The sequence below is a fragment of the Endozoicomonas sp. G2_1 genome, assembly GCF_017744155.1.
Classification (GTDB): domain Bacteria; phylum Pseudomonadota; class Gammaproteobacteria; order Enterobacterales; family Alteromonadaceae; genus JAGHQT01.
In genome coordinates this window covers 69,258-91,245 of sequence record NZ_JAGHQT010000006.1, presented here as the reverse complement: position 1 = coordinate 91,245, position 21,988 = coordinate 69,258, and the positions used below count along the sequence as shown (strand labels likewise).

Below are 21,988 nucleotides of genomic sequence, written 5' to 3'. Positions count from 1 at the left end.
AAAATTAGCCTTGTACTTGGTTGAAAGACGACAATGACTGAGCCGAATCAAAGTGCATTTTAAGCTGCTCGTCATGACTGACAAACAGCAGGGTGCTCTGAAATGTTTGGCACAGCGCAAATAATAGTTTTATAAATTTATCGGCCGCGTTTTTATCGAGCGAAGAAGTTGGCTCATCTGCAATTAACAACCTAGGTTGATTAATAAATGCGCGGGCAATGGCGATACGTTGCTGTTGACCAACACTCAACTTTTCAACGGGTTGCTGCCACAAAAACGGCGAGATATTTAAACGTTCAAGTAAGTCTTCTATGCGTTTTTCAAGCGTATCATCTAACTTTTTACTTTTTGAAAAATAGGCCGCTAGTTTGATGTTATCGATAACGCTTAAATAGTTAATTAGGTTAAACCTCTGAAATATATAGCCAATATTACTTGCGCGAAACTTATCTCTTTGCGTACTCGTCATACTATAAAGTGGTTGATTATCGACTATAACTTCACCAACAGTTGGTGTTAGTAGACCTGCAATGAGATTGAGTAGAGTAGATTTGCCTGTTCCTGAGTCTCCCCAAATAAACCGTTTTTCACCCTCGTGCACAGACCAGCTATCGATTTTTAAAGTCGCGCCACAGGGATTTTTGGGGTAACAAAATTCAAGATTTTTGAGGTGTATCGACATAATAGGATGTTGCTTTGAACCTAATTGTTATATTATAACAGTTAGGTTCAGGGGTAAATCTCATTTTATCGCAGCTATATAGCAATATGCCGATTTAATCCTGGCAAATGTTATTAGAGGTAATTTAATGCGCTTACTCACTGCAGTGTTCTTGTTTTTTATCGTTGCGTGCCAACCCAAACAACAAGACTTAACTGATGATCTCACCACCGCTACTGATATTCCAGAGCAAGTAGTCATGGTTGATGAAACATTAGCTTATATTGACCGTCAACAGAGTCTCAAATTAAGTCAATACGAGACTATAGAATGGACTGCTCTGATTCCAGAACAAGATTTACAGGCCTTGCTTAATCCGCCCAGCTATCTTGACGAGATTGCCGATGGCTCTCTAGAAGATCAAATATATAGCCAAATTCAAAATGCCGTTGAACCTGAACAAACATCTGAAGAAGAAAGTCGCTATCAGAGTGCGTTAATTTCCACTGACACCATGAAGGCTTTTGACGGCAAACAGGTTAGAATTCCCGGTTTTGTTGTTCCGCTCGAATTTAGTGGAGAAAAAACCGTGACAAGTTTTTTCTTAGTACCGTATTTTGGCGCTTGTATTCACTCGCCACCGCCGCCACCGAATCAGATTGTTTTTGTAGAAATTGAGCAGGGTATTGTACTGGAAAGCCTTTACGAGCCGGTTTGGCTACTTGGCAGATTATCTACGGAATTATTTGAAGACCCAATGGCGACATCGGCATATACCATGCAACTGCAGCACATTGAGTATTATCTCGACATTCAGTAATTATACTTGATAACCTGCTTTTCTATTATGCTTCAAGGGCACTAAGTAAGTCTGATTCCCATGTGTCTTGGGTTTGCTGGCAAATAATTTCCATCCGACTTTCAGTACATTCATCTAGTTCAATTTCATTAAGACCATCAGAGGTGTTGTTATAACCGAATATCCCCGTTGAGGTGATAAATACGGCTTTAACCCTAATAGCATCAATGGATAGCAAAAAGTGTAATAGCTTTTGTCGATCGAATATCTTTTCAGGTGCAAATCGCCAGCCAACACTTTGATAACCTTCGCCTTGATTAACTGCTTTGATAAGGCCTGCATCTGGTATTGGTTGTTCACTCGCCAATACCCGCTTCTCTTGATGGTGATGGTGGTGCTGGGAAGGGCTGTTGAGATAGTTACTTGCCCCCTTTAACCACATAAAGTCTAGCTGACCGTGTTGAGTGAAATAGACCTTTGTACTTTTTGCAAATCGTTCATCGAGATATTTGGTTAAAAGTTCACTCTCTTGGTCGCTGTACAAATCTGTTTTATTGGCGACAATGACATCGGCGATTGCCAACTGTTGGTTAAATGTTTTATGTTCGGTAAATTGGCGGTCTTGCAAGTTACGAGCATCGACCATAGTAACGGTTTGTTGTATATCGATTAGTGTCTGATAATAATCATTAGACAGCAACTGCATTACTTCTATTGGGTGGCCTAGTCCCGTTGGCTCAATCAGTAGTCTATCGGGTTTTGCTTCGGCGATTAGCAAGTTCAAAGCAATTTGCATTGGTAAACCAGAAGCGCAGCACATGCAGCCACCTGGAACCTCTTTGATAAAAACATTATCACTTAGTGACGATTGGCCAATAAATAAAGAGCCATCGATACCAATCTCGCCAAATTCATTAACGAGTATCGCCCAGCGCTCGTTGGTCGGTTTTTTCGATAGCAGGTGGCTGATTGCCGAGGTTTTTCCAACACCTAAAAAACCCGTAATAACATTAGTTGGTACGGGGGGCTTTTGGTTTTCTGTTATCACTTGTTAGATCTCTTTGTTTTGCATATTGGTTAGTGAGAAAATTCCAAACGTTGACTAGCGTTCATATGTTCAATGATTTGATCACCATCGTAAACCTGTTGGCCATTAACCCAAGTGCCGGCAATTTTATGTTCAAATTGATGTCCATCAAACGGCGTCCATTGGCATTTGTAATGAGCATTACTATCCGTAACTTGCGTTTTACGATTGGGATTAACTAACACCAAATCGGCAAAGTAACCCTCTTTAACGTAGCCTCGCTCTGCAATTTTGTATCTAATTGCAGGGTTGTGAGCGACTTTTTCAACTACTTGTTCAATCGTTAAATACTCTTGGCTAACCAAATCAAGTAGCGATAACAAAGCGTTTTCAACGAGCGGCAAGCCAGCCGGCGCACTTTGGTAATCAACTTGTTTTTCTGCAAGAGTATGGGGAGCGTGGTCGGTTGCAATAATATCAATTTGGCCAGTGTTCATCGCATTGAGCAATGCTAAACGGTCGTTATTAGACTTAATGGAAGGGTTACATTTTATTCGGTTACCAAGACGTTGATAATCTTGATCGCTAAACCACAAATGATGAACACATGCTTCGGCTGTGATGTTTTTACCGTGAATTGGCCCGGTATCAAATAAGTTTAGTTCTCGGGCCGTGGTAATATGAAGCACATGTAATTGACTGTTGAATTTCTTCGCCAGATTAACCGCATATGATGACGATGCATAACACGCATTAACGTCTCGAATAATAGGGTGATCGGTTATGTCTATGTGTTTGCCTGTCTTTGTGATTCGCAGTAGGTTCTCAGCAATAATTGGGCTACTTTCACAATGGGTAACAATTAACGTTGGGCTTTCTTGAAAGATATTATCGAGAACTTGAGGGTGTTCAACCAATAAATCGCCTGTTGATGCCCCCATAAACACTTTTACACCACAGTGAGATTTTGGGTCTAGTGCCTTAATTTGCTCAATATTGTTCTCAGTCGCCCCTAAGTAAAACGAATAATTCGCTAAAGACGCTTTGTTGGCAAGACTAAACTTGTGCTCAAGTGCAGCAATAGTTGTCGTTGACGGCTTAACATTTGGCATTTCCATATAGCTGGTAATACCGCCTGCGACAGCTGCTCGCGACTCACTGGCTATATCGCCTTTGTGGGTTAAACCAGGTTCTCTAAAATGAACCTGATCATCGATCATCCCCGGCAGCAAATAACAACCTTGTCCGTCAATAATTACGTCTTGGCTACTAGCGCTTATTTCTGGCTCGATTTTTACAATACGTTGGCCACTGATCCTGACATCAGCAACGCGTCGAACGCCTTCGTTAACAACAGTAACGTTTTTAAATAGGGTATTTTGGCTCATGTTATTCTCTTTTTTGTTAAGAAACTGCAAGCAGCAATTAAGGCTAGGGCACTTAGTTATTTGATTATTAAAATTGGATTGTCTCGGTCAATAATTCGCGAATGTTGACCGTGATCGTCGATAACCACTGCTTTTAGTCGCTCTAGTTCGGTAAACCGGCTAAAAAGTGCCAGCTTTATCGAGCGCAACTGTGCCGCGTTTTGGCACAGGTAGTGGCTGTTGATAGTTATTTCGCTATGGGATGATTCGGTAGCTTGATGGTTTGGGTCGTGCGTATGGTTGTCTTTGATGTTTTGGTCAAAAAGCGTTGACTCAAGTTCGTGAACAACGACACTGCAATTGCCTCCCTCAAGCGTCACAATATTTTTAGCTTGTTGTAAAAATGCTTTAGTTTTATCGAGGATACTGTGTTCTAACTGAGTGCTCGCTTGATGTTCAAATCCTAAAAAGCTCTCTGATGGAGCGCTGATATTGAGGTATAGCTGATCATTTTCTATCGCGACGAAAAGCTCACCAACGCCATGAATGTGAGCGTTAAATACTTGATACTCTTTATATTCATGAGCAAGTAACGGTTTAATACTCAAAACACTCAAACATAGCAGATATAAAACAAACACTAAGGTTTTTGATATATATTGAATAACCAAATAATTCATCGAGATAATATTGTAATAAGTTTGATGTTAGGCACGGGTGAGAATATATGTCTTCTATAAATTAACACGCCCATATTGTAACGTTATAACATAACAATATCAAAATCGTTTTAGCTAACTTTTCTAAAAAGTAAACTCCTGGTGCACAGGTAGTAAATAGTTGGCTGTTTTTACTTGGTGTCGAACTCGGTTAACATCGAGGTTAGTTTTGTTTTAGGAGTCGCGGTGGTTATGGTATGTAATTATTTGTTATCGGGGTTTATTGTGTTTCATGAACCGAGATTAACTGTGTCGTAGTTTTTTAAGTGGGCAAATTATCTAAATGGCTAAATCAAGTTCAACCATGCCTTATTGTATTGAGCATAAGAGAGAGCTTAACGATGTTGAGCGTGAAATTCTCTATTATTTAGTGCGTGATTCGGGTTTACATGAATATGAAAGCCAAATACAAGAACTAAAAATTATTGCTCGTTGCGGTTGCGGCTCTTGTCCAACAGTTCTTTTTGGAAACACATTTGAGTCTAAGCCTGCTGAACCTTCAAGTGACTTGGCTAGGTACATGGGAATGTCGTCGAACGGAACAACCGTTGGCATTGCACTAATGGGAACGGAAACTAAGCTTACAGAGCTAGAAGCTTGGTCTTGCTGCGGTGGCGAGTTTGACACATGGCCTGATATCAGTACTTTTGTAAATATGAATAACTTACACACATAAATTGGAATGTATAAATAAACGAAGATAAATCAGTGAATTAGAAAAAATCAAGTAAGTTTTTTACATTTAAAGCGTGACGCTACGTAAAATCTGAGTTACTTAGCAAGGTAATTGGCCCAGATTTCACAGAGAAACGCGCTAAAAACATTAAAATTATCATAATTGATCTCACGGCAAACGAAGGCATTAACGTAGGGCTGTATATGCTTACCTTTTATGTCCGATATTTGTGAATATCGGACTAATTGATTTAGGTGTTTATAACCGTATAATAAGCTGTGTTTTATTTATTAAGCGCTTATCCAAGTTTGTTATCCGTTATTAGCGCTAGATTGTCTTTTGTTTTTAATGTGATTAAATTATCACTTGAGCTTTATTATGGCAGCTACAGAAATTTTTCCATCTCCTAAACCGATTATTGATAACATCAAGTATTTAGAAAACCCATTTCGACAACACAGCTTTAGCGCGAAACCTTATCTCAATCACTCGGTTGAAAATGCAGATTTAGATTTAGAATTTACGTTAAAGTTTTTGTACAGTTACAACGGCAGCTCGGCAACGTTTAACAGTTATCGCCGAGAGCTTGAGCGAATTTTACAATGGGCTTGGCATGTTGAGCGTCGATCAATTATTGATTTAAAGCGCGAAAACATCGAAGAATTTATTAGCTTTTGCCAACAGCCACCAAAATCTTGGATTGGTACTAAGAACGTAGCCCGATTTGTTAGTAAAGATGGCTTGCGAAATCCGCACCCTGAATGGCGACCATTTGTCGCATCTGTCTCTAAAGCTGAATATGCCAAAGGCATTGAAGCTGATATCAACCATTACGACTTTTCACAAGCATCAGTTAAGGCTATGTTTACCGCTTTGTCGTCCTTTTATGAATATTTAATTCAAGAAAGCCTGTCTGAAGCTAATCCAGTCGCCCTGATTCGTCAAAAAAGTAAGTTCATCCGCAAACAGCAATTTAGCCCAGTCGTTCGCCGAATTAGCAACCTTCAATGGGAATATGTTATTGAAACGGCTGAATTTATGGCCAGTGAAAACCCAGCTGAACACGAACGTACTTTATTTATCATGAACGCGCTATTTGCCATGTATTTGCGTATTTCAGAGCTAGTTGCCGATGAGCGCTCGATGCCACTAATGAGTGATTTTCGCAAGGATCACGACCAAAATTGGTGGTTTCATGTACTTGGTAAAGGCAATAAAAACCGCGCAATTACGGTATCTGACGCTATGTTAAACGCCCTCGTCCGTTATCGGTTATTTTTGGGATTGCCAAAATTACCAAGCCCCGGCGAATACATTCCGTTAATAGCTAAAACCAAAGGTAACGGTCCAGTAAGCAGCACTCGTCATATTCGCCGCATCGTGCAAAACTGTTTTGATACTGCCTTTGATCGGATGCGACAAGATGGATTAACGGACGATGCGTTGGAATTGAAAGCGGCTACCGTTCACTGGCTCAGACATACGGGGATATCTGAAGATGTGAAACATCGCCCTCGTGAGCACGTGCGTGATGACGCCGGTCATGCCAGCATGGCAACCACAGACAGATATATCGATTCAGATCTGCGAGAACGTCACCAATCCGGTAAACGAAAAAAGATAAAAGAAAGCTAATCGCCCTTTCGGCTCATTTTTGCTTATTGATGGCAGCTTTAGGCAAAAAGCTGCTTAAAAAGCGAATTTTACGCATTTATAATTAATTTTTAGACAACTGTTTTTTGGGCTTGTAGTTGGCTTAAAACAAGGGTTTTAACAAATTATATCGGTGTTGTTTCGTCAATTAATTCATTGGTATAGGTGTTGCTAACCTGATGCGTATAACAACGATTGAAAACTAAAACGAGACCCGACGAATGTTGATAAAACCTGTAATTGCAACAGCACTATCTTTATTGTTGCCCTTTTCTGCATCTATTACTTACGCCCAAGCGTCCAAACACCAACCTGCGATTGTTGACTACACCACGAGAAATCACCCTGTCATTGGCCGCGAAGGTATGGTTTCAAGCCAAAACTTTATTGCGACAGAAATTGGTGCTGAGATTTTAAAGCAAGGTGGCAATGCAATTGATTCAGCGGTAGCTGTCGGTTTAGCGCTTGCAGTTACCTTACCGCGGGCTGGTAATATTGGCGGCGGCGGTTTTATGTTGGTTTATATTGCGGACGAAAATCGCACTATTGCGCTAGATTTTCGTGAAACAGCCCCACTATTGGCCGACAAAGACATGTTCTTTGAAATAGACCAAAATGGAAAAAAAGTTAAAGCATCTCGCGAAGACTACCATTTTAGTTATCGTTCATCTGCGGTGCCAGGCACAGTTGCTGGCTTTGATTGGTTACTAAAAAACTATGGCACTATGAGTTGGAAACAAGTCGCGGCTCCAGCGATTAAACTCGCCAAAGATGGTTTTATAGTAAGTGATGATTTAGCCAGTATTTTACGCACCAAACACAAAACCTTAGCTAAGCACCCATCAACCCGTAAAATATTTATTAAACCAGATGGCAGTGGCTATCAAGCGGGTGACACTTTAGTACAAAAAGATTTAGCATGGTCGCTTGAACAACTGGCCAAAGGCGGTGCCGATGCCTTTTATCAGGGTGCTATTGCCAAGCGTATTGCAGCTGATATGCAAAAAAATAATGGCTTAATTTCACTAGCAGACCTAGCAAAATACCGTGTTGCCGTGCGTAAACCGATATCTGGAACTTATGGTGACGCGACCATAAATGCGATGCCAGCACCGAGTTCTGGTGGTACTCATGTTGTACAAATGCTTAATATTCTTGAGAATTTTGACCTTGAGAAAATGGGTCAAAACAGCGCTGCTGCTTATCACTTGATTACAGAGGCGATGAAACTGGCCTATGCCGATCGCAGTAAGTACTTGGGCGACCCTGACTTTGTCGATATTCCCACTGATATTTTAACTAGTAAAGCCTACGCAAAAGACTTGGCGAAATCGATATCACTAACGAACGCGACCGCAGCAAGTGAAATTGCTCCGGGTAACTTAGCACCGTATGAAAGTGATGAAACAACTCATTATTCAGTGATGGACAAAGACGGCAATGCGGTTGCCAACACCTATACCTTAATGTTTTCGTTCGGCTCGGGGGTCGTGATAGAAGGCACGGGAATTATTATGAATAACAATTTAGGCAACTTTACCTTGAGTCCAGATATTCCCGATGCCTTTGGTCTAATGGGTAGTGCTGATAATTTAATTCGTCCCGGTCGTCGCCCTGTTAGCTCGATGACACCAACTATTGTCACCAAAAATGGTAAACCGTTCTTACTAACAGGCAGCCCCGGTGGTAGTAAGATTATTTCCACGGTAATGCAGCAAATATTAAATGTTCTAGCATTTGATATGAACTTAGCCGATGCAACTGACGCGCCTCGCATTCACCATCAGTGGTCACCAGATGCCCTCAATTTAGAACCAGGTATTAGTCCCGATACAATAAAAATTCTTGAAGCGATGGGACATAACACTAAAACCAGCAAAACCATGGGCAGTTTACAAAGTATTATGTATAAAGACGGCTTGTTTTTTGGTTATTCAGACACCCGAAGGCCTGGGGCAAAAACCATAGGTTTAAATTAAACAGAGTTCAATATCAAAACGCCGAACGAGTATCACTCAGTTCGGCGTCAATAAATCGCTTTAAGTTTATAAAGCAGCCATCAAATCATTAATTCGCTCGACTTGATTGCGATTGTCAGAAATATCATCTGAAGAAGAAGTAATTGCTGTTTTTAGCGAGTTAACCGCTTCGCTAATCGCTTGCATGTTATTCAAAACATCTGTCGAAATTTCAACGCTTTCTTGGCTATCTGCGGCAACACCAGTGACTAACTCAGTGATCTCCTTGCTCGATTGCGCCGAGTTATGTGCCAATTGGCGAACTTCATCGGCAACCACGGCAAAACCCCGACCCTGCTCACCAGCTCTAGCCGACTCTATTGCTGCGTTTAACGCCAATAAGTTGGTTTGTTCAGCAATTGTTTGAATACGATCAACAATACCAATAATTTCATTGTTTTTGTTAGAGACTTGGTTAATTAAACTCGACATTTGATTGACCGCTTGATTACCGCGTTCAATGCTGTCCAGCGTATCTATCATTTGTTGATTGGTATGTGCTAAGCCGTCGCAGCTGCTGTTCATGCCAAGAGAAACGTTTTGGACAACATCGGCAACATTTTCAATTAACTGCTGACGTTTTAAATCGTCTTCTTGTTTAGCGAGTTCTATTAACTTACTGTCGTGGATATCACTGACTGATCCAGAAGAAAACTCTGCCACACCTGAGGCATTGCGAATGCTCTCACCTTGAACCTTAAACCAACGGTATTGGCCTTGCTTAGTCTTCATGCGAAAGTCGTGATTGTATGGTGTTCTGCCAGACTTATCATTTAAGTGGTTGCCAAAAGCGGTAAAAATACCTTCAACGTCTTCAGGGTGTAAGGTGTTAAACCAGGCTTCTGCAGTATTAGGAAAGTCTTGCTCGTTCTGATAACCAAGTTGATGGCGAAACTTTTGGGTATAGTAATTTTTGTTGTCTGGATGGCTCGGATCGCCATTGACCAAGGTTAAATCCCAAAGGCCAACGCCGGCAGAGGTCGAGTAATGATGTAACCGATTACTGTCTTCTTCGCTAGCCGCGAGTTTGGTTTTGAGTTGATCGATTTGCTCTGCAACCTTTTGTAACTGAGGGCTAATAAAAGCCAGCTCTTGTGGGATATTCAGATTTGAATCTGACTCCAATTGGTTGAGCCAGTCGCTTAAAGATTGTTGAATACGTTTTTTACTCAAAAACATAACCTAGTTACCCCAATAAATTTCAAAAATATGATCTAATAATAATTGCTTCAATATAGCGAATAGTCGTGTGTGCGCCAACTAGTTATCAAGCTCATTGCGCAATAATACGGTGATTTGAGCAGACTAAGATAACAACGGTATACAACTACGCCACTAGCGCTTAATTTTTTAGCTGAAACTTGTCTCTAAAAATGTCTATTAGCACTTTCACGCGCTTTGGTAAAAACGACGTCGACGGATATATGAGTGTTAAATGCTGCTCTGGGTAAAGCGCATCAGGTAATATTTCAACTAAATCACCTTGTTCAAGTGCCATTCTGACATTGACATTTGCTATCGGCAAAAACGCAATGCCGGCACCAGATGTCGCCATTTTGAGAAGCACGTATAAATCGTCTGATTTCAACGCGACTTTAACGTTAGTGGGAAGTAAATCAGCGTTGTAACGATTAGTTAAAATTCTGTGCTGTTTTAAATCTTCACTGCTGTTAATGGGCGAAAACTGCCTAAGATAGGTTGGCGATGCTACTAAATGACTGCGATAAGGCAAAATACTGAATTGGACATAACTGTCGTCGGTAATTTTTTCAACGCTGGGTAGAACCTGTAAATCAAAGGCTTGACGTTTTAAGTCGACACTTTCTTGGTGGTTTTCTACTTCGATATCAATGTCTGGGTAAGTTTGAACGTAGTCAGTGAGTATTTCGGTGAAGGCATTGGCACTTATCAACGCCGACGGTATCGCAATGCGAACTTTTCCAGACAGTTCATCTAAATGCCCTTTCATCGCCGCAATACCTTGTTGAATATGCTGTAATGGCTGACTAGTTAACTCAAACAATTCTTGTCCTTGTCTGGTTAGCTCGATATTTCGAGTTGTTCTAATTAACAATTGGGTACCAAGCGCCGCTTCTAACATTTGCAGTCGACGGCTAACTTTAGAGCGTTGCATATTGTTAGCACTGGCTGCAGCACTGATACCACCGTGCACTACTGTCTGCGCAAATAAATGTAAGTCATCAAAACTGATTATTTGATTGGTTTCTTTTGTTATCATTGTCCTAGAAATAGTGCATATATGTCTTATTGAGCATTCTACTGCAAGAGCGCCAATATTTATATAATTACACCAATTAGTTTATTGTTTTAATTGATTAGAGCGAGTTTGGCAGTGTCGGCAGAAAAAACCTTTAAACGTTGGATGACAACACTGATTGTCCTATTTATCAGTTTATTCAGTTATATTATCATTTCAGATTTACACGTACCTATGACCAGTGAAGGTCGGGTACAAAGTTATGTTGTTCAAATTTCTCCTGAAATTACCGGTAATGTTGTTTCAGTGCACGTTGCTAACAACCAACGAGTGACTAAAGGTGATGTGTTAATCTCGGTTGAGCGTCGAAAATTTGAAATCGCGCTGGAAAAGGCCAAACTGTCTTTGCAATCAGCTATTGATCAAGAAAATACCCTTTATTCACAAAAAGCGGCCGCCATCGCCAATATTGCGCGTGCACAAGCAACCTCTGATAACGCAAACCTAGAATATCAGCGCATTAGTAAGTTATATCAACAAAAGTTAGTTGCTAAAGCGGATGTTGATAACGCTTTTGCCAGCCAGCAAGTCGCTAGTGCCAGCTTAACTGCTGAGCAACAAAACTTAAAAGTCATTGAAAGCCAATTAGGCAGTGAAAAGGGGCAAAGTACGCCGGTTAAAGTTGCACGTAATAACATCGCGCAAGCCAAGCTCGATTTAGCGCACACTGAGATCATCGCGCCAAGTGACGGTATCGTAACCAACCTACAGGTACAGGTTGGTACCAAAGCAAAAGTCGATCGCCCTATTCTAACCTTTATCCCAACCAATAAAATGTGGGTTACTGCTGATTTTAGAGAAAAATCACTGGGCAAGGCTAAGTTGGGAAGTCCAGCTCTAGTAACATTTGATGCTTTTCCGGGACAAGTTTTCGACCTGACGTTAGCAACTCGTGACTTTGGTATTAACTCAGTACAACAAAACCCAGATGGCAATCTTGCCCGTGTTGAAATAAACAACCGTTGGGTTCGTGATGCGCAGCGTATTAGAGTTAACTTCGTTTCAGAGCAAGCGCTGTCACCAAGGTTATTTATCGGCTCGCGTGCCACTGTCGTCATTTATCCTCAAAAGAGTGGTTTTTGGTCAACAATGGCAAAAGCACAAATAAAACTAGTCAGTTGGTTTCACTATTTATACTAATTTCCGTGAACTGTAATGATAAAATTTGAAACTGAGGTTCAAAGATGAAAGTCATGCGCATATGGTTTGCCTGCTCGTTAGCTATGGCATTAACGCTTGTTTTTGACTGGAATTACGGTTTTTTAGCGGTCATTGTTCCGGTTTTTGTACTCAATGCAAGGCCCAAGCGCAGTATATCAGCAATCTTAATGGTCACTTTTTCAATAGTGTTTGCGGCTATTGAAGCGACATTTATTCTCGAATTGTTTCAAGCACATCCAGTACTGTTTGCCATCGTTGTTGGCATTAGTATGTTAACTAAGTGTATTGCGATGATGTACCACGTGAGCCATTTGTTTGGTTTTGGCGGCATTGTTGTTAGTTCTATGGTATACAACCTCGCCAGCTATGATTTTTTTGACATCAGCGATTTTAATGTAAATTTACTTGTACTAATGCTGGCATCGATGGCGATTTACGCATTGGCTTATTGCTTTTTTCCCGATCGCGAACAGCCACAAATTCCGCCGCATCCACCAGAAAAATCGGCTAACGATAAGGTTAGCCAAGTTGCCATGGGATGGCTGATCGCAATGTTGGTGTTTTTTGTCTTTCAGACCATGGACTTATTTGACTCGTTGTCGGCTCTCGTTTCGGTACTGATAATTTTGTCACCACTAACACTTACCGGCACTATAGGTATGGGAAAGGTCAGAGTTATCGGCACGGGCTTGGGCTGTTTAATAGGTTTAGCGCTACAAATAATATTGGGAAAATGGTTTGGCAACACCTTATTGTTCTGGCTCGGTTATACCCTTGCAGTTGGCGCAATTGCCAAACTATTTGGCAAGGGGTTAGTTCAAGCAGGTATTGGCTTTTCGGCAATAGCGGCGTTATCGGTTCCTTTAACCACCACTTTAGTACCAGAACAACAAGACGCAACCTTTGCTTATTTGTACCGCTTTAGTTCAATTTTCGTTGCAGTGTTAGCAACCACCGCAGTAATGTACCTTATTGACCGACCGCTAAATCGCTTTTCGCAAAAGCCACAAGTCAACTAGGTATGGCACTAGTGCTATTCAGATAGTACTCTGGTTACAGGATATGCCTGTTGAAAGATCTCAGGCATTTTACTTGGCCGCCCCGACGTTAAGTTTACGCAAATATAATCTGACTGAGCGCGCAACAAAGTCTTTTGATCGCTAATTCTGACGATTTGAAATACCCTAGTTGCCCGCAGACGACCGTCATTGGCACAAACCCAATTAAATACTGCGATCTCATCACCTAAGTATGCCGAGGCAAGATAATCTAAACGGTGTTGCGCAACCGCCATGCCTCGGTTCAATTCAATACAAGCGTGCTCACTCAAGCCAACACTGCGAGTGTGTTCCCATACAGTTGCGTCAAGCCACTTCAAATAAATTGCATTGTTAACGTGGCCAAAGCCGTCGATATCACTTTCCTGCACGGTAAAACACTTACCGAATGCGTCTGGGTGTTCTGCAAGAGCGAGAATGTTTTCATCCATAATTATTTACTTTTTAGTGTTGACCAACGATTACTTAACAGCAAAGTGGTTAATTAATTCATTGTTTATATACTTGAAATATTTGCAGTATATAGCGGTCGTATAATAATTAAAACACTTGTTTGATTACGATGAAAAGACTAATTACAGGAGCAGACATGTCTATTAAAGCGCTACGAACACCTGAACATAGATTTTCGGTGTTGCCAAACTTCCCTTATCAGCCAAATTACACGGATGACTTGCCGGGTTATGAGTCTTTGAGAATGGCTTATATAGATGAAGGTGATAAAAACGCCGAACAGGTATTTTTATGTTTGCACGGTGAACCGACGTGGAGTTATTTATATCGCAAGATGATTCCGGTGTTCACTGACGCAGGTCATCGTGTGATAGCACCTGATTTGTTTGGTTTTGGCCGCTCAGACAAACCGGTCGATGACCAAACCTATACATTTGATTTTCATCGCAACAGTTTAATTGCTTTGATAGAGCAGCTCAACTTAACCAAGATTACTTTGGTATGCCAAGACTGGGGCGGAATTTTAGGGTTGACGCTGCCAATGGACATGCCAGAACGCTTTGATCAATTGTTGGTTATGAACACCGCGATCCCTGCCGGTGATGGTGCCAGTGAAGGTTTTTATCGTTGGCGACAATTTTGTGCGGTAGCGCCAGAAATTCCAGTTGCCGGTTTACTCGCCAGCGATGCCGGCACAGCGCTGAATTTACTCGATATTGTCGCTTATGATGCCCCTTTTCCAGACAATAGTTACAAAGCTGGCGTTAGACGGTTTCCGCAGCTCGTGCCGGTTGATCCTGATATGGACGGTATTGAACACGGACATCGAGCTAGAGCCTTTTGGCAGAACGACTGGCAAGGTAAAAGCTTTATGGCTATTGGTATGAAAGACAATGTACTTGGTGAAGACGTTATGGAACAACTTAGAAAAACAATTAATGGATGCCCTGAGCCAATGAAAATAGCTGAAGCGGGTCATTTTGTTCAAGAATATGGTGAACAAGTAGCAAAAGCTGCACTAGCATCATTTACTAATTAATAAGCTTTAATAAACAAGGCCAGTAATGCAGTTACTGGCCTTTGAATATATTCGAAAAAGGTAACATTGGTGTAATCTTAGTTGAGCGGCTTAAGCATTAATACCAGTTCAGGATCGATGCGAGTATTAAACCAATTAATTCGCCAGTCAAGATGAGGTCCTGTTGTTCTGCCGCTATTGCCAACAGCCGCGACAACATCACCTTGTTTAACGCTATCTCCAACTTTTACATAAGCATCACTTAAGTGTAAAAAAGTTGAGTTTACGCCATGGCCGTGGTCGATAATCATAGTGCCGCCAGAGTAAAACATATCTGGTACGTATAAGGTGACCACACCATCGGCGGGCGCTTTCACTGGATCACCTATTTTGCCAGCATAATCAACCCCGTAATGCGGATTACCTGGTTTACCATTGTAAAATCTCTGGCTACCGTAAACGCCAGTGACTATACCGTTGATTGGCGCGACAAAACCTTGATTAAAGGCAAGCTGATCGCTAATGACTGCACGGGCAGCTCGCACTTGTTTACTGTCTTTTTTGGCGCGAGCAACGTGTTCAGGGTTCGGCTGCATAATCCTTTTGGCGATTCCCTTCACTCGCTGAATTTTGTATTCGCGTGTTGAAGGGGTCAGTGTTTTTTCAATTTTTTCACCGCTTGGTAAGGTCACTAGCAAATTGCTTGCTTCTTTATCATCGCGGCCAAAACCAAAAACAAAATTGCCCTGTTCAGACAGTTGTAAAGTTTTGCCATTTAAGCTGACATGACTATTGGGTGTTGTTTTACCCAATACTAAACCACCTTGTATAACATCACCCGATAACTCAAGACTAGCAAAGCTTAAGCTACTGAATAACACACTAGATGCCATCAGCGGCAAACTAATCAATTTCGCCAATGTCTTTGCTGGACGTATGCTGTTGTAGGACTTAGCGTTTGAGGCATTATTTGATCTTTTAAACACTGGCAATCGCTCCTTTTTGCACACCTTCGTATCCAATAACTTTAATTTTGCTATCGGGCAAGGCTTTTTTCAGCTGCCTTGCAACAAAGTCGGCTAATAATTCAACCGTTGAATCACAATCAACAACGTCTAATACGGCATTCGGTACTGCGATATCAAACTGCCCTTGCGGCGCTTGATAAGCAAAATATTGATGCTGGGTGTTGTCTTGCTCAAGTGCCGCTCTGGCATTTGTTGACAATTGAATATCGTCAAAACTGACGCGATCGTCTTCACTGGCAATATAAATATCACGCCAGCGCTCACACCAATCGGCTTCTAATTGATGGCAACGAACGTCGTCTTTAAACAATTGAATTTTTGAGCGATGACCATGAGCAATGCGTTGGCAGTTACCGTCGTGCTTTTTCAATCCGTGGGTGTAATGATAGTAACTGGTATCAATTTGCTCTTCGCGCAAGGTTAACTGCAACCCTTCAACATTCTCAGGCAGCTGAGCCTTGATCACTTTTTGCAAATGCGCTGTCACCGCTTCAATAGTAATGCTTTCAGCATCAATATGAGCGAAGGCTTGCGATGGCGACTGCAAATAGTAAGCACCGCGCGTTGACTTGAAATCAACATATTGGTGATCTTCTTGATGTTTCGACGCCGAAACCGTTAAATCACTGTGCTTAGTTGGTAAAAGTAATTTGTGATCAACAGAGTCATCAATAATTGCTTTGATTTGTTTTTTGACCACCGCAAAATCTAATACCATACTCATTTCGTTCAAACTGCCGTCGAGTAACACGTCGACAATCCAGCTCTCACCTACAATACCCCGTGTTGGGCATAAATATGAAAAATCAATTACGGTTAAATCATTAACAAAAAGTTGCATTCAATTTCCTATCGTTGAAATGGTTAATTATTAGCGCTCGGAGCTCAACCTAAAATAAAAATCGCTTATTTTACTTGCCAGCCAATGGTTTCGTTAGCGCGAATGGGTACCACTTGGTTGTCGCCAAATGCTAAACTCGCTGGCACTTGCCAGTCTTGTTTTACCAGGGTTACGGTGTCGCTATTAACGGCTAATCCATAAAAATTAGGGCCATTTAAGCTGGCAAAGGCTTCTAGCTTATCTAATGCGTTAGCTTGTTCAAAAACCTCAGCATAAAGCTCTAGTGCCGCGTGTGCAGTATATGAACCGGCACAGCCACAAGCGGCCTCTTTTGCTTCAACAGCATGTGGCGCAGAGTCGGTTCCCAAAAAGAATTTTGCACTACCACTGGTCGCCGCTTCAACCAGTGCTTGTTGGTGAATATTGCGCTTTAAAATCGGTAAACAGTAATAATGTGGCTTAATGTTACCCACTAACATATGGTTGCGATTAAACAGCAGATGATGCGCGGTAATTGTCGCCGCAATGTTATCTGGTGCACTTTTAACAAACTCAACCGCATCTTTAGTGGTAATGTGCTCTAAAACAATCTTGAGCTCGGTATATTTAGCAACGAGCGGTCGCAAAATAGTGTCGATAAAAATGCGTTCGCGATCGAAAATATCAATCTCACTGTCGGTTACTTCGCCGTGAATCAAAAGTGGCATATCAACTTCTTGCATGGCGGCAAAGACATCGCCTAATTTGTCGATATCGGTAACACCAGAGGACGAATTGGTAGTTGCGCCGGCAGGATAAAGTTTAACGGCGTATACTAAGCCACTTGCTTTCGCTTCTTTAATGTCTTGTGCCGTGGTGTTGTCAGTAAGGTACAACACCATCAGTGGCGTGAATTGGCCACTTGGCTGCGCCGCCATAATGCGATCGTAATAGGCTTTGGCATCGGCAAGATTTTTTACCGGTGGTACTAAGTTAGGCATGACAATCGCGCGACCAAAATAACGGCTAATATCTTTAACGGTATTGGTTAATGCCGCGCCATCTCGCAAGTGAACATGCCAGTCATCTGGGCGGGTAATGGTCAATTGTGTTGTCATTTTATTACCTATTCTGATTTTGGTTTGTTTTTCTGTGATTATTTTGTTTTGTTGCTAATTCATTGAATTAGCTTAAAATTACAAGCAACGCGTTACGGTAAGTAGCTTTTATTCTTGCTGATCAGCACTTAATAATGCCAACAATTCGTCTTTCAAATTGGGCGGAACTTTATATATCGTCAAACTGTCATTGGCTTGATTATACACGACATCTTGACCAAAGTGGCTGCGCTCAAAACTGATGCTAATGCCACTGCCATAACCAGAATATTTGGTGACTTTATTCACCACGGCTTGGTCATGGGGAAAGCTTTCTTCAATGTCGTATGCTTGGTCTTGGCAGAAGCTGTAAAAGTCTTGGCTCTGATCATTATTCTGACCTTTGCCATCTTCACTGATCACTTGGCCTAATTCTTTTAATGAAACGTCTTGGCCTGACTCTTTTTGCTCTTTACAGTAGTTGAGTAACTCTTTACGGGTTTGTTGTTTTTCATCGGCGTCGAGTTGATTAACACTGACGTAGTCCTCAACGGCCTGTACTAAGGTTTGTGTTTGCTCTTTGGCGTTAATGCCTTCTTGGCAATGCAAAAAATCAAGGAAAAAGTCGGAAACCTTGCGTCCTGCGCGCCCTTTGATAAATGAAAGGTAACGATTGCCATCGGCATTTTGCTGATAATCGAACAAATCAATTCTCGCCGCCAATTGCAGTTTAGCGGTATCGAGATGCTGATTAGCAAGAATATTTAAGTTGCCATCCACCGAATAGTGCTCTGAAATCGGAATGATGGCAGCAAGTAGATAGCGTCCACCCATGAATTCGTAATGAGTTAATAAAAAGTAGCCGGTTTCGGCAAGATCGTACTTTTCAAGTTCATTTTTCAACAAGTTAGCCGCTTGCTGGCTAAATTCATTAAACCCTTGTTGCTCACCCAAATAGCTTTGCATGATATCAACAAAACTGGCATTGCCACCTTCGGCAGGCATATCTGAGAAATGACCATACGCTTTACTGCCTTTACTATTGTATATGTGGTGTAAGGCATCAATAAAATTTTGGATTTTGTTGGTTTGCTCAATTTGTTCAGGGCCGTATTTAAGAATAATTTCGCCAGTTTCTTCTTTTTTTGATAGATAATGCAGTGCTATTTGGTTAATTATTAAGCTCATAGATAAAATGGTAATCGCGTTTGTGTAATATTTTACGTAGTTTTGCTAGACTAGCGCGAATTTTACATCAAGTTAGTTAAAAAATAATGCCTATTGTATCTAAGTATTCCAATGAACGTGTAGAAAAAATTATTGAACAGTTAATGGATGTACTCGTCAAAGAGTCAGCAAGTCCAGATTTAGCACTTATGTGCCTTGGCAACACAGTTACAGACGTGATTAGCCAAATGCCTACTAAACAACGAGAAAAAGTGGTTGAGAATTTCGCTGACGCGCTAAAACAATCAATCAAGTAATTGCTTTCTTTTTCTGTGGCATCAGCTTAAGCTGGATTAACGACTTATTTACCGCACTAAATTGCGGTATTAAGTCGACATTTTTCATTTAATCGTTATCGAATTAATTACAGATATGGCTTTTTTCTCTAAAACCTATAGTACTCGCCTATTAAAGCTGATTAGCTGGAGTCACTGGTTTACCTTTTTCAATATTATCGCTGCCATTGGCTTTTCAACTATTTATCTGTTTAGTGAGCCCGCCCCAGAAACCTTGTTAGGACAAGTTTACCTCGTCACTAACTGGCTCAGCCACATGGCGTTTCTGACCTTTATTAGCTTTATGCTAATTGTATTCCCGATCACCATATTATTTCCTTACACGCGATTTATCCGAGGTAGCGCCTCAGTAGTTTTTACCATTGGCCTGTTGTTATTAGTGTTAGACGCTTACATATACAGCAAGCTGGGTTATCACTTAAACGCATCTTCAAGTGACCAAATTATTGACTTGATCAATAGTCAAATAGAGCAAAATAGTCGAACTTTTTGGTTTGTTACCCTCGTTTTATCGATTCTTATCTTAAACTTCCAGCTAGTTGTTAGTAACTACGCGTGGAAACACCTCCATGAATTACAAAAGTCAGTTTATGCCCGTTATGTAGTTGTCAGTTTAGTTGCTGCCTTCTTTTTCAGTCATCTAACCCATATATGGGCCGATGCTAAGTTAGATTACGACGTGTTACGCCAAGACACGGTATTACCGCTTTCATATCCAGCCACTGCGAAAACCTTGTTAACTAAATACGGCTTATTTGATCGCGAAGCATATATTGAGCGCCGTAATAGTCCGCTAAGCTTTACCGACAAAATGCCAAGTTACCCAGCTGTTGGTGACCAATGTTCGGCGGAAAATACCGAACGAGCAGTGTTTATGGTCTTGAGTAAGTCACAGCTAGCTGAGCGGCAGCTAAATCAAATTAGCCAACGGGCACATCCGAATCATCGAGTATTAACGCGTCACATCGACGACGCCAATAGTGAATTGGCTTGGTTTAACTTATTTTACAGCCTACCAAGCCTGTACCAAGACAACATTTTGAGCCAAAGCCAAGCACCTGTGCTGTTTCAACAATTGTCGAAAGCTCAGCTAACAACTGCTTTAACGGTAATTTCAGACGCAGAAAAGTCTATGGTGCCAGAATGGGTTGAAAATTTATTTGCCAAAAAGACACAATTGAGCAATATCTCTAGCTTAGTATTTGCCGATAAACTCAATAGTTATGCACCGGGATTGCACGTGTTCTACTTTGATGACAGCAGCGATTACCAACTAGAGCTATTTATGGATGCCCTGCTATTAGCTCAACAACAAAAAGCAAAAGCTAGTTCAGCCAGTAACCAAGATATTATTTGGTTAAGCGCACTTGGCAATCAAGATACCGATACCAGACTGTCAGCTAAGTCTGCGTTAATTGTATTACCTGAACACAACATTAACCCCGAAGGGACACTCACCAGTCAAATGGATGTGATGCCAACCTTGATGCAATCGTGGCTTGATTGTCAGCTCAATACCCATGATTACAGCAGCGGCAATAACATGCTGTCGCTACCTGTTAACCGCGTAGTTGCCAATACTAATGAACAAGGCATTGTGGTATTTAACAAAGATAAGTCGGTGTTTGTCGACCAGCTTGGCAACTTTCAAAGTTATTCAAGACAATTGTCGGCACCGATTGAAACCAGTAAAGACTTCCCTTTGCTTATAGACGGCATGAATTTCATTAAGACTTTTGCTAATCGTCAACAACAAGCCCAAGCAAAATAGTTTATTGTTATCAGCCACCAGCTTTGAATAATTATTGTCCAAACAAATGGTTAGTTGCGAAATAAGATTGCAATTAACCATTTTTTTATTATCATAACCAGCAATCGGGATATAGCGCAGTCTGGTAGCGCGTGCGTCTGGGGGACGTGAGGTCGCAGGTTCAAGTCCTGCTATCCCGACCACTTCTTACTTCTTGCCGTAAAACATATTTAGAACATCTGATGCAGTAGTTCAGGTTTGTTAGCTAACAACCAAATAAATGCACTTGTATGAACGACAACTGTGAACCAGTAAGATACGCGAAAAGCGCGCTTCTTAGATTTATGGCTTAACACCTGTTGAGCAAACGCCGCACCAGCCCAACCTCCTATTAAACTGAACATGTGTAAGCTTGACTCGCTTATCCGCCAAGAGCCTCTTTGAGCCTTTGCCTTATCAAGCCAATAGATAAGGAAAGTAACCAGATTTATCAGGAGATAGTAAACTAATAGGCTGTTAGTAACTTGTTTTGTGACATAGTCATATACTAGAAATACAATAAACATTGCAGCTAGATAAATGGAAAGGTTATTCCTATTGTTTGGCTGTTTAAGTTTTAGCTTTTCGCCTGAAAATGTTGCGTTTGCTGCACATTGCCTACCGCGATCATCGCTAGAGAGATTAAACGTTATGATGTCACCAACTTTTGGTGTTTGGTTTTTGTTTTGCAGTGCCGATTTGTGAACAAAAACATCTTTACTAGCGTTGCCATTTGGGGAAATGAAACCAAAGGCTTTATCACTGTTCCATGTTTTTAATCTTCCTTTCTGGCGCATAGGCTCGTTCAATTCCTGTTGTTGTTTTCTCTAATAACCAAGGCTA

The 21,988-nt window shown here is 41.2% G+C and carries 21 protein-coding genes and 1 tRNA gene; 10 read left to right on the top strand and 12 right to left on the bottom strand.

Annotated features, from left to right (window positions below):
• Positions 1–4: 4 nt before the first annotated feature.
• Complete coding sequence (locus J7384_RS09430) at positions 5–682, bottom strand: ABC transporter ATP-binding protein (RefSeq protein ID WP_209113370.1); 678 nt, start codon at positions 680–682, stop codon at positions 5–7.
• Positions 683–809: 127 nt separating this feature from the next.
• On the opposite strand from J7384_RS09430, the gene J7384_RS09425 reads away from it, so the two are divergent.
• Positions 810–1,481 carry a DUF3299 domain-containing protein gene (locus J7384_RS09425; protein ID WP_247741723.1) on the top strand — a complete coding sequence of 224 codons (672 nt, stop codon included), beginning with the start codon at positions 810–812 and terminating at the stop codon, positions 1,479–1,481.
• 25 nt (positions 1,482–1,506) lie between these two features.
• Here the strand turns inward: J7384_RS09425 and J7384_RS09420 are convergent, their stop codons facing one another.
• The 3 genes from J7384_RS09420 to J7384_RS09410 are packed head-to-tail and all read right to left on the bottom strand — an operon-like array spanning position 1,507 to position 4,462.
• A complete protein-coding gene (locus J7384_RS09420) occupies positions 1,507–2,508 on the bottom strand; it encodes a GTP-binding protein (RefSeq protein WP_209113368.1) in 1,002 nt (333 codons plus the stop codon).
• A 29-nt stretch (positions 2,509–2,537) separates the two neighbouring features.
• The gene (locus J7384_RS09415) at positions 2,538–3,875 is read right to left on the bottom strand and encodes a dihydroorotase (RefSeq protein WP_209113366.1); all 1,338 of its coding nucleotides are present in this window, start codon (positions 3,873–3,875) and stop codon (positions 2,538–2,540) included.
• Between the two features lie 56 nt (positions 3,876–3,931).
• The gene (locus J7384_RS09410; RefSeq protein WP_209113364.1) at positions 3,932–4,462 is read right to left on the bottom strand and encodes a DUF2796 domain-containing protein; all 531 of its coding nucleotides are present in this window, start codon (positions 4,460–4,462) and stop codon (positions 3,932–3,934) included.
• 394 nt (positions 4,463–4,856) lie between these two features.
• Between J7384_RS09410 and J7384_RS09405 the strand changes: the two genes are divergently transcribed.
• From J7384_RS09405 to ggt, 3 genes are all read left to right on the top strand, one after another.
• Complete coding sequence (locus tag J7384_RS09405; protein WP_209113362.1) at positions 4,857–5,249, top strand: hypothetical protein; 393 nt, start codon at positions 4,857–4,859, stop codon at positions 5,247–5,249.
• A 378-nt stretch (positions 5,250–5,627) separates the two neighbouring features.
• A complete protein-coding gene (locus tag J7384_RS09400) occupies positions 5,628–6,884 on the top strand; it encodes a site-specific integrase (RefSeq protein ID WP_209113360.1) in 1,257 nt (418 codons plus the stop codon).
• A gap of 239 nt (positions 6,885–7,123) precedes the next feature.
• Positions 7,124–8,881 (top strand): gamma-glutamyltransferase, encoded by a 1,758-nt coding sequence (ggt, locus tag J7384_RS09395; protein WP_247741722.1) that lies wholly within the window; start codon positions 7,124–7,126, stop codon positions 8,879–8,881.
• Between the two features lie 66 nt (positions 8,882–8,947).
• Here ggt and J7384_RS09390 read toward each other — a convergent pair whose 3' ends face one another.
• Both J7384_RS09390 and J7384_RS09385 read right to left on the bottom strand, forming a co-directional pair.
• Complete coding sequence (locus tag J7384_RS09390) at positions 8,948–10,093, bottom strand: methyl-accepting chemotaxis protein (protein ID WP_209113358.1); 1,146 nt, start codon at positions 10,091–10,093, stop codon at positions 8,948–8,950.
• A gap of 169 nt (positions 10,094–10,262) precedes the next feature.
• Positions 10,263–11,159, bottom strand: coding sequence for a LysR family transcriptional regulator (locus J7384_RS09385; protein ID WP_209113356.1), 897 nt, complete (start codon positions 11,157–11,159; stop codon positions 10,263–10,265).
• A 114-nt stretch (positions 11,160–11,273) separates the two neighbouring features.
• Between J7384_RS09385 and J7384_RS09380 the strand changes: the two genes are divergently transcribed.
• Both J7384_RS09380 and J7384_RS09375 read left to right on the top strand, forming a co-directional pair.
• Entirely contained in the window at positions 11,274–12,338 is a 1,065-nt protein-coding gene (locus J7384_RS09380; protein ID WP_209113354.1) for an HlyD family secretion protein, read from the top strand.
• Positions 12,339–12,391: 53 nt separating this feature from the next.
• Complete coding sequence (locus J7384_RS09375; RefSeq protein ID WP_209113352.1) at positions 12,392–13,378, top strand: DUF2955 domain-containing protein; 987 nt, start codon at positions 12,392–12,394, stop codon at positions 13,376–13,378.
• Between the two features lie 14 nt (positions 13,379–13,392).
• Here the strand turns inward: J7384_RS09375 and J7384_RS09370 are convergent, their stop codons facing one another.
• Positions 13,393–13,848: a thioesterase family protein gene (locus J7384_RS09370; protein WP_209113350.1), complete on the bottom strand. Its 456-nt coding sequence runs from the start codon at positions 13,846–13,848 to the stop codon at positions 13,393–13,395.
• A 158-nt stretch (positions 13,849–14,006) separates the two neighbouring features.
• Between J7384_RS09370 and J7384_RS09365 the strand changes: the two genes are divergently transcribed.
• A complete protein-coding gene (locus J7384_RS09365) occupies positions 14,007–14,909 on the top strand; it encodes a haloalkane dehalogenase (RefSeq protein WP_209113348.1) in 903 nt (300 codons plus the stop codon).
• A gap of 77 nt (positions 14,910–14,986) precedes the next feature.
• Here J7384_RS09365 and J7384_RS09360 read toward each other — a convergent pair whose 3' ends face one another.
• The 4 genes from J7384_RS09360 to yejK all read right to left on the bottom strand — a co-directional run bounded on the left by J7384_RS09360 (position 14,987) and on the right by yejK (position 19,021).
• Positions 14,987–15,874 (bottom strand): M23 family metallopeptidase, encoded by an 888-nt coding sequence (locus J7384_RS09360; RefSeq protein WP_348523860.1) that lies wholly within the window; start codon positions 15,872–15,874, stop codon positions 14,987–14,989.
• On the bottom strand, positions 15,867–16,757 hold the full coding sequence (locus J7384_RS09355) for a 6-carboxytetrahydropterin synthase (RefSeq protein WP_209113346.1): 891 nt from the start codon (positions 16,755–16,757) through the stop codon (positions 15,867–15,869). The genes J7384_RS09360 and J7384_RS09355 overlap by 8 nt, the downstream gene beginning before the upstream one ends.
• Positions 16,758–16,822: 65 nt before the next feature.
• The gene (gene pyrC / locus J7384_RS09350; protein WP_209113344.1) at positions 16,823–17,854 is read right to left on the bottom strand and encodes a dihydroorotase; all 1,032 of its coding nucleotides are present in this window, start codon (positions 17,852–17,854) and stop codon (positions 16,823–16,825) included.
• Positions 17,855–17,962: 108 nt separating this feature from the next.
• The gene (gene yejK / locus J7384_RS09345; RefSeq protein ID WP_209113342.1) at positions 17,963–19,021 is read right to left on the bottom strand and encodes a nucleoid-associated protein YejK; all 1,059 of its coding nucleotides are present in this window, start codon (positions 19,019–19,021) and stop codon (positions 17,963–17,965) included.
• Positions 19,022–19,107: 86 nt separating this feature from the next.
• On the opposite strand from yejK, the gene J7384_RS09340 reads away from it, so the two are divergent.
• The 3 genes from J7384_RS09340 to J7384_RS09330 all read left to right on the top strand — a co-directional run bounded on the left by J7384_RS09340 (position 19,108) and on the right by J7384_RS09330 (position 21,309).
• A complete protein-coding gene (locus J7384_RS09340) occupies positions 19,108–19,317 on the top strand; it encodes a DUF1414 domain-containing protein (RefSeq protein ID WP_209113340.1) in 210 nt (69 codons plus the stop codon).
• A gap of 115 nt (positions 19,318–19,432) precedes the next feature.
• Positions 19,433–21,127, top strand: coding sequence for a DUF3413 domain-containing protein (locus tag J7384_RS09335; protein ID WP_209113338.1), 1,695 nt, complete (start codon positions 19,433–19,435; stop codon positions 21,125–21,127).
• Positions 21,128–21,232: 105 nt separating this feature from the next.
• A tRNA-Pro gene (locus tag J7384_RS09330) sits at positions 21,233–21,309 on the top strand.
• 27 nt (positions 21,310–21,336) lie between these two features.
• On the opposite strand, the gene J7384_RS19560 is transcribed toward J7384_RS09330, so the two are convergent.
• Complete coding sequence (locus tag J7384_RS19560; RefSeq protein WP_209113336.1) at positions 21,337–21,942, bottom strand: DUF1294 domain-containing protein; 606 nt, start codon at positions 21,940–21,942, stop codon at positions 21,337–21,339.
• Positions 21,943–21,988: the final 46 nt, after the last annotated feature.

Excerpts from the sequence above, each read along its gene's own strand:
- J7384_RS09415 (WP_209113366.1), bottom strand. The coding sequence starts at position 3,875 with ATGAGCCAAAATACCCTATTTAAAAACGTTACTGTTGTTAACGAAGGC.
- J7384_RS09400 (WP_209113360.1), top strand. The coding sequence starts at position 5,628 with ATGGCAGCTACAGAAATTTTTCCATCTCCTAAACCGATTATTGATAAC.
- J7384_RS19560 (WP_209113336.1), bottom strand. The coding sequence starts at position 21,942 with ATGCGCCAGAAAGGAAGATTAAAAACATGGAACAGTGATAAAGCCTTT.
- ggt (WP_247741722.1), top strand. The coding sequence starts at position 7,124 with ATGTTGATAAAACCTGTAATTGCAACAGCACTATCTTTATTGTTGCCC.
- J7384_RS09355 (WP_209113346.1), bottom strand. The coding sequence starts at position 16,757 with ATGCAACTTTTTGTTAATGATTTAACCGTAATTGATTTTTCATATTTA.
- J7384_RS09425 (WP_247741723.1), top strand. The coding sequence starts at position 810 with ATGCGCTTACTCACTGCAGTGTTCTTGTTTTTTATCGTTGCGTGCCAA.
- J7384_RS09385 (WP_209113356.1), bottom strand. The coding sequence starts at position 11,159 with ATGATAACAAAAGAAACCAATCAAATAATCAGTTTTGATGACTTACAT.
- J7384_RS09370 (WP_209113350.1), bottom strand. The coding sequence starts at position 13,848 with ATGGATGAAAACATTCTCGCTCTTGCAGAACACCCAGACGCATTCGGT.
- J7384_RS09405 (WP_209113362.1), top strand. The coding sequence starts at position 4,857 with ATGGCTAAATCAAGTTCAACCATGCCTTATTGTATTGAGCATAAGAGA.
- yejK (WP_209113342.1), bottom strand. The coding sequence starts at position 19,021 with ATGAGCTTAATAATTAACCAAATAGCACTGCATTATCTATCAAAAAAA.
- J7384_RS09430 (WP_209113370.1), bottom strand. The coding sequence starts at position 682 with ATGTCGATACACCTCAAAAATCTTGAATTTTGTTACCCCAAAAATCCC.
- pyrC (WP_209113344.1), bottom strand. The coding sequence starts at position 17,854 with ATGACAACACAATTGACCATTACCCGCCCAGATGACTGGCATGTTCAC.
- J7384_RS09375 (WP_209113352.1), top strand. The coding sequence starts at position 12,392 with ATGCGCATATGGTTTGCCTGCTCGTTAGCTATGGCATTAACGCTTGTT.
- J7384_RS09340 (WP_209113340.1), top strand. The coding sequence starts at position 19,108 with ATGCCTATTGTATCTAAGTATTCCAATGAACGTGTAGAAAAAATTATT.
- J7384_RS09335 (WP_209113338.1), top strand. The coding sequence starts at position 19,433 with ATGGCTTTTTTCTCTAAAACCTATAGTACTCGCCTATTAAAGCTGATT.
- J7384_RS09365 (WP_209113348.1), top strand. The coding sequence starts at position 14,007 with ATGTCTATTAAAGCGCTACGAACACCTGAACATAGATTTTCGGTGTTG.